Source organism: Bacillus sp. sid0103, assembly GCF_019219025.1.
The window spans coordinates 1-5,913 of the sequence record NZ_JAHUWN010000067.1 but is presented as its reverse complement, the minus strand read 5'-3'; the positions used below and the strand labels follow the sequence as shown (position 1 = coordinate 5,913).

At 33.5% G+C, this 5,913-nt stretch carries 5 protein-coding genes and 1 riboswitch; of the genes, 3 read left to right on the top strand and 2 right to left on the bottom strand.

Features of this window, described 5'->3' with window-relative positions; genetic code table 11:
• Nucleotides 1-802, top strand: an 802-nt coding sequence (locus KW850_RS32070) for an IS110 family RNA-guided transposase (RefSeq protein ID WP_218351665.1), incomplete at its 5' end; no start/stop codon positions are given.
• 436 nt (nucleotides 803-1,238) lie between these two features.
• On the opposite strand, the gene KW850_RS32065 is transcribed toward KW850_RS32070, so the two are convergent.
• Nucleotides 1,239-2,126, bottom strand: a complete 888-nt coding sequence (locus KW850_RS32065) for a LysR family transcriptional regulator (RefSeq protein ID WP_218351664.1) — start codon at nucleotides 2,124-2,126, stop codon at nucleotides 1,239-1,241.
• 85 nt (nucleotides 2,127-2,211) lie between these two features.
• Nucleotides 2,212-2,316: riboswitch (SAM riboswitch) on the bottom strand.
• An 826-nt stretch (nucleotides 2,317-3,142) separates the two neighbouring features.
• On the bottom strand, nucleotides 3,143-3,514 hold the full coding sequence (locus KW850_RS32060; protein ID WP_218351663.1) for a DUF4430 domain-containing protein: 372 nt from the start codon (nucleotides 3,512-3,514) through the stop codon (nucleotides 3,143-3,145).
• Between the two features lie 620 nt (nucleotides 3,515-4,134).
• Between KW850_RS32060 and KW850_RS32055 the strand changes: the two genes are divergently transcribed.
• Both KW850_RS32055 and KW850_RS32050 read left to right on the top strand, forming a co-directional pair.
• The gene (locus KW850_RS32055) at nucleotides 4,135-4,335 is read left to right on the top strand and encodes a hypothetical protein (RefSeq protein ID WP_218351662.1); all 201 of its coding nucleotides are present in this window, start codon (nucleotides 4,135-4,137) and stop codon (nucleotides 4,333-4,335) included.
• A 43-nt stretch (nucleotides 4,336-4,378) separates the two neighbouring features.
• Entirely contained in the window at nucleotides 4,379-4,582 is a 204-nt protein-coding gene (locus KW850_RS32050; protein ID WP_218351661.1) for a DUF1657 domain-containing protein, read from the top strand.
• Nucleotides 4,583-5,913: the final 1,331 nt, after the last annotated feature.

The window sequence follows — 5,913 nt, the reverse complement described above, 5'->3', positions numbered from 1 at the left end:
TATTGTTGTTCAAACTAAACTACAATTCCAAGCAATCCTTGATCAGGTTTTCCCTGAATTTAGAGGTGTTTTTGGGGACCTATTTTCTATTGTTTCTTTACAAACTTTGTCGGTGTACCGTACATCTAACGATGTACTTGTAGCTGGCGAAGGAACTTTAGCAGCTAAAATCAATGAGTTATGTAAAAGTCGTTCTTATAAGTGGGCTGAAACAAAAGCACAGAAACTAATAGCTGCAGCAGAAAGGAATCCTTTTCAGGAAACCTTATATCAAAGCCATATTTTAACCCTGGAAATGTACATTAAAATGCTTTTAGAATACCAAAAGCACCTATCTACGTTTGAGGAAGAGATAGATGCTTTAGCAAAAGAAATCAAAGAATATAAGATTATCCAATCAATCCCAGGTATCGGAGAAAAAATCGCGGCAACGATTATTTCTGAAATCGGTGAGATTGATCGGTTTAATCACCCTAAAAAGCTCGTAGCGTTTGCCGGAATTGATCCGAGTATATTTGAATCTGGTAGATTCAAGGGAACCGTCAACAGAATCACTAAAAGAGGGTCCAGTAGGTTACGGCATGCCTTGTTTATGGCTGTTAAATGTGCCATTCGTGATTGTCGCAAAAAGAAAACGACAGATACACTCATCCCCCGAAATAAGCGATTACGGGAGTTTTATGATAAGAAACGCGAAGAAGGAAAGCCATATAAAGTAGCTGTAATAGCTTGTGCAAATAAACTTTTACAGTGGATATATGCACTTTTAAAAAGCAACTCCACTTTCCAAGATATAGCTTAAATAAAAAATAAAACCAAACAATACAAAACCTTCCAAAAGTTTAGGTTAGGAAGGTTATTTGGCATGCTTATTTTTAGTATATCATGTGATTTTTAGGATTTTTATTGAAAAATATTGACAAACTATTAGCTGGTTTAGTTGCATAACTAGGTAGTAAATTTAAATTAAATTCAATGACAATCCTAAACTGTTTAGCCAATCCTTATAGAAATTTCGCTGATTAAGGATGCTAACAAAATTTAAAGTATCATCACAATCAAAAATATCAACTAAATCCTCTGATATAGCTTGTTTTCCAAAACTTAATTTGTAAGCTAAACGTCCACTTCCCATTGATAGTGCCATTGGAGATGGATACACGTTTAATGCAGCACCATTACAAATAATTTGGAGGTTAATTTCTTCTAAATCTTGTCTGAGCTTTTCAGCTTTTTTACTACATAGTAGAATTGCTATTCCAATTTTTTTGGATTACATTAATAAAAGATTGAATTGTTTCTAGGTTTTCTTTTTCCTTCAACGTAATGATAGAGGTTTTTATTTTTATGTTCTCAGTAACTAGGATCGGGACTAAATCACCATTGTTAATTTCTTCTTTTAGGCTGACACTGGCTCCCATCCCTACCCCAATATTATTTAATACTGCCATTTTGATTCCTTCTAAACTTCCAAATTCTATTACGTTTTGTGATAAGAGTTTCATTTGTTCTAAATATTTACTGATCATCGGATCATAACATCCATCAGCTTGTAGTTGTAAAAAAGGAAATTTCGGCAGTAATTGGTCTACCGGGTACCTAGCATATAACTCTTTAGAAACCACTGTAACCAATTCATCGTCCTCTGAAATCACTATATTTGTCATTCCAATTTTATATAACTCGCCCGAAATAATCCCTATATCGTATTTATTTGATTCTATCCCTTTTATAATTTCATCCCTTTTACAGGAAATCAACTTAATCTGTACCTGGGGATATAGCTTCAGTAACTCAGGTATGATATAAGGAAAATAATACGTCCAATAGCCTTCAGTAGCGGCAATCGTTACATTGCCGTACAAATTTGAAAGTTCGTCGAATGATGATTCAATCTCCTCAACTATGGAAAAAAGCTGATCCGTATATGATTTAAGGATTTCACCTGCAGGCGTCAAAAAGTTCTTCTTTCCTATTCGTATAAATAGCTGTTGTTTCAATTCTTGTTCGAGCGTCTGAATTTGTGCAGTTACAGCAGGTTGAGTGAAGTTTAACTGCTGAGCAGCCTTTGTAAAATTTAAGTACTCTGCCGCGAATTTGAAAGTTTTAAGATGTCTTAATTCCATAATAGCTACTCTCCTTTAGTTACTATCCAGAGAAAACAAAAACGCACTCTAAAAAAGAGTGCGCTACTGACAAATAAAATGAATGCTCTCATCTATCAGGAGTTTTACCCGCTGGAATTAGTACAGTATCTTAAATGGACCTGTTGCTGAGATTTCATAGGTCCAGTCCCTCCATCTCTCTGGATAAGAAATATTTTTTTATAACAATTTCAATTCATTTAAAAATCGTCAAGAAATACAGTATTTTTAGAATACTAAATCTCCCTCCCTGTAATGTTAACTCTTTTATTTTATTAGTTAACATATTATTAATTAATTATATTTTTTAAGAAAGAATTGTCAATTAGTAAAATAAGGTAATTGAACGTTTAATGATAAATATGTTAATTATTCCCATTAAATGATATTCCCTTCACTAGGCACTAACGAAATTATGAAATTAATCCTTATTAAACTAAACTGCTTCGTTACTTCAATAAGAAAAAGGGCTTTATTCTTTATTAGAGTAAAGCACCCCGTTAGTTACATAAGATATCGACAATAAAAGTTTAAGTGTAAATAGTTTTTACTTACCTTTTGACCTTTTTTCTTTTTTTCTTGAGTCTTCTTTTTGACTTTGGCTTTATCCAGAATAAAAAGCGATCATAAGATTTTTTTTGAAGGATGAGTATCCAAATAAAAGCGAATAGTTGCCACAGCACGTTAGAAACAAGAAAGGCAAGGCTAATGTAAGACATCCAAAGAAAACACTTTTCAATTGGAACACCACTCATTACAAGCAATCCAAAAATCAAAACAACCAATAGAAAGGTTATAATTTTGTATCTCATAGAGATTTTCACCTATTCATTTTTTTCTCTACTTAATAATTCTATCTCTTACATCGTATAACCTTTTCTTGTTCAACTAAACTGCTCCGTTACTTAAATAAAATAGCTGCCGAGATTGGCAGCTGGCTCTTCAACTCTTATTTCTAAAGAGGCGAATTATATAACCTCCGTGATGAACATTTCTTTTTATTTCATTATTTCTTGTTTATCGTAATCCCTTAACGCCCAAGTTAAAATATCATTTGCGTAAAGTCCTACATCGTCTGGTGGAATTTCAACAAATTCACCATCAATAAATGCAGCCCAATGGATGTTTTCTGTAGGTTTTTCAACCAATCCATTGATTCCTGTAATCATACCGTTTGTTTCCGCTACATCAAAGTTGTTTTTGGTTATGTCGTAAATAGTGTCTCCCTCTTCAAATGTTATATTTTTCTTTACTATAACTTTATTGTTTTGATCCATAATCTGAATAATGCCATTTACTTCGACTGCATATGCCGGATTTGCAAGCCATAAAGTAAACAAAAAGGGGAGTGCAAAAGCAAGTTTGTACATATATATCCTCCTCATTTTTTTCTTATTTTTTCCTAATGTCATTTAATTATGAGTGTTGTTTTAATATAAAAACACCTAACAAGTGGTTAGGTGTAATTTCAAATATAAATAGAATTAACTATAACAAATTTGGTTAATGACACCGGTTTATCGCTAAAATTTAATCTAGGTTTTAAGCGATTGAAAAAGAATCAATTTTTTTGTCTTTTTGACTGTTATTAAACTATCCTGAGACATTACTTCAATAAGCAAATAGCAATCCTCCGTATTGAAGCATCGCACCCGTTAGTTAAACAAACACCTTCACTTTTGTTGCACATTATCGTTGTTTACAATCCCGCTTGTCTGTCATATTTCAACATTTTTCTCATAATCATAGTAATCCTTCATAAACCCTTCAACATGTTTTTGTTTCAAATTGATGCGTCAATCTGACGCCTTTTTTTGTTGTAAAGCATCCATTAGACTTTTGTTTTCTATTCACTTACTTTTGCATTCTTCTGGCGTACAACTTCATTTTATTCCTCTGCGTAAATCGTCCTCGTTGGGGCAAAATAGGTTTTGGTACTGCGATGACAATGCATTAGCAGTTCCCTATAACAAACCAAGGAGTGAGATTGATGACTGATAACAAAGAAACTAATCGTACTGATAACAACGCTAGTAAGGCTGTAGGAACCGGAGTCGGTGCTGTTGCGGGTGCTGCCGTGGGTTCAGTTGTGGGTCCAGTTGGCACAGCTGCGGGTGCAATTGCTGGAGGTGCAGTGGGCAACAAGGCTGGCGAAGGTGCTAATGTTGCCAACAATAACGCCACAAACTGAGCAGAGTAGATTTTCAATAATCAAACGAAAGAAGGACTTTTAAATGACAGTTGGAACACAGGTAAAACAAGCTTTAGCAGGTTTAAAAAGTGCTCAGGTAAGCTTTGAATCTTTTGCGTTAGCTACCGATAATCAAAATGCAAAACAGCTTTATCAACAAGCCGCGCAACAAACTAAATCCGTGCTTGACAGCCTTGAACCTCGTCTTCAAGAAATTCAAGGTGAAGAACCTCAGTATAATCAGTAAGGAATTATTACCGTTATTCTTAAAAATGAGAAACTATCCCAGATACATTTTCTGGCGGTCGGAATATGATGTTATATAAAAAATTCTTGTCCATTTTCCAAAGCCATCCTTTCTAGGATGGTTTTGTTTTTTAGAACACCATTTATTCTATTTCATAAGTTCTTATCTAAAATACACTAGAAAAAATCAATTTTATTGCACAATATTTAGTCTTTTACGAAACATAAAATATTTTTTTAAATTCCATGTTTGTCCATCTCCATTTCGTTATTTTTCCATAATATAAAGCACTCCTTAAAATGTTAAATATTTACAACACAACACTTACTGCCCAAGAAGCGTCACTTAGACGCTTTTTTTCTTTTTCTTTCAGAATTTGAGTCAAAGGCAACATAAAAGTGAAATTGAATTTCATCTCTTTCTTAAACTAACCTGCTCCGTTAGTTCAACAAGAAAAGGGATTACAGGGGCAATCCCAGACTTAAACTCTTGCACCCGTTAGTACAGTAAGAAAATTATTTTAACTGTTCTTTGATATTCAAATGAATCTAAACATAAAACATTAAACAGACACCAATCAAGATTAAAACATAAACAAAAAAAAGTATTACTCCAGTTATATCTAATGAAAATTCTACCATTACCCCAACAATTAAAAGAATTTTAAACCAAAAACTTTCATTCTTATTATCTTTGTATGCTGTTATCATTAACCATCCCAATATGCTGATTCCTGTTATGACCATTAAAAAACCAATAACCTTCAATATCATAAATTTTTCCTTTTCATATATAAAAATTTTTTCAAATCTTTCTTTAACTATTCTGCCTCGTTAGTTTAAGTGAAATCATTCACAAACTTTATTTTTAATTTGACTACCTTTGATCGAATAACGGACGTAGGTTCGCGGAATAGAATATGGCTTGTGATCCGCGGTACGGTTTTAGGCAGGTCGAGCAAATATACGAATGACTTCCGGTGGAGCTTCAAGCACCGCGGCAACGGTTGAGGTTGCGACAGGAGTCATCGGAATTTAGTTTGAGGCAAGAGGTGGGCCTACGAGCGGATTCTTTTATTATGCTTGATTGCTTTTTGTAGGCGATCAGGCTCTTTTGATTAGTAAACAAAATCTCAATTTTAATACTTTGTGTACTTCTTCAATTTTTTAAGACGAAAATTGTATATTTATCTTGATAACATATGCGCTTTTATATTTTGCACCGTATAAACAAATAGGGAATTCATTTCATTTTTAACGCCCGAAATTGCCTGCAATCGCGTCTATAGTATTAGGGACGCAAAATGTACACTAATACGTTTAGCAAATAAA

Coding starts and splice junctions, on each gene's coding strand:
- KW850_RS32065 (WP_218351664.1), bottom strand. CDS start 2,126: ATGGAATTAAGACATCTTAAAACTTTCAAATTCGCGGCAGAGTACTTA.
- KW850_RS32055 (WP_218351662.1), top strand. CDS start 4,135: ATGACTGATAACAAAGAAACTAATCGTACTGATAACAACGCTAGTAAG.
- KW850_RS32060 (WP_218351663.1), bottom strand. CDS start 3,514: ATGTACAAACTTGCTTTTGCACTCCCCTTTTTGTTTACTTTATGGCTT.
- KW850_RS32050 (WP_218351661.1), top strand. CDS start 4,379: ATGACAGTTGGAACACAGGTAAAACAAGCTTTAGCAGGTTTAAAAAGT.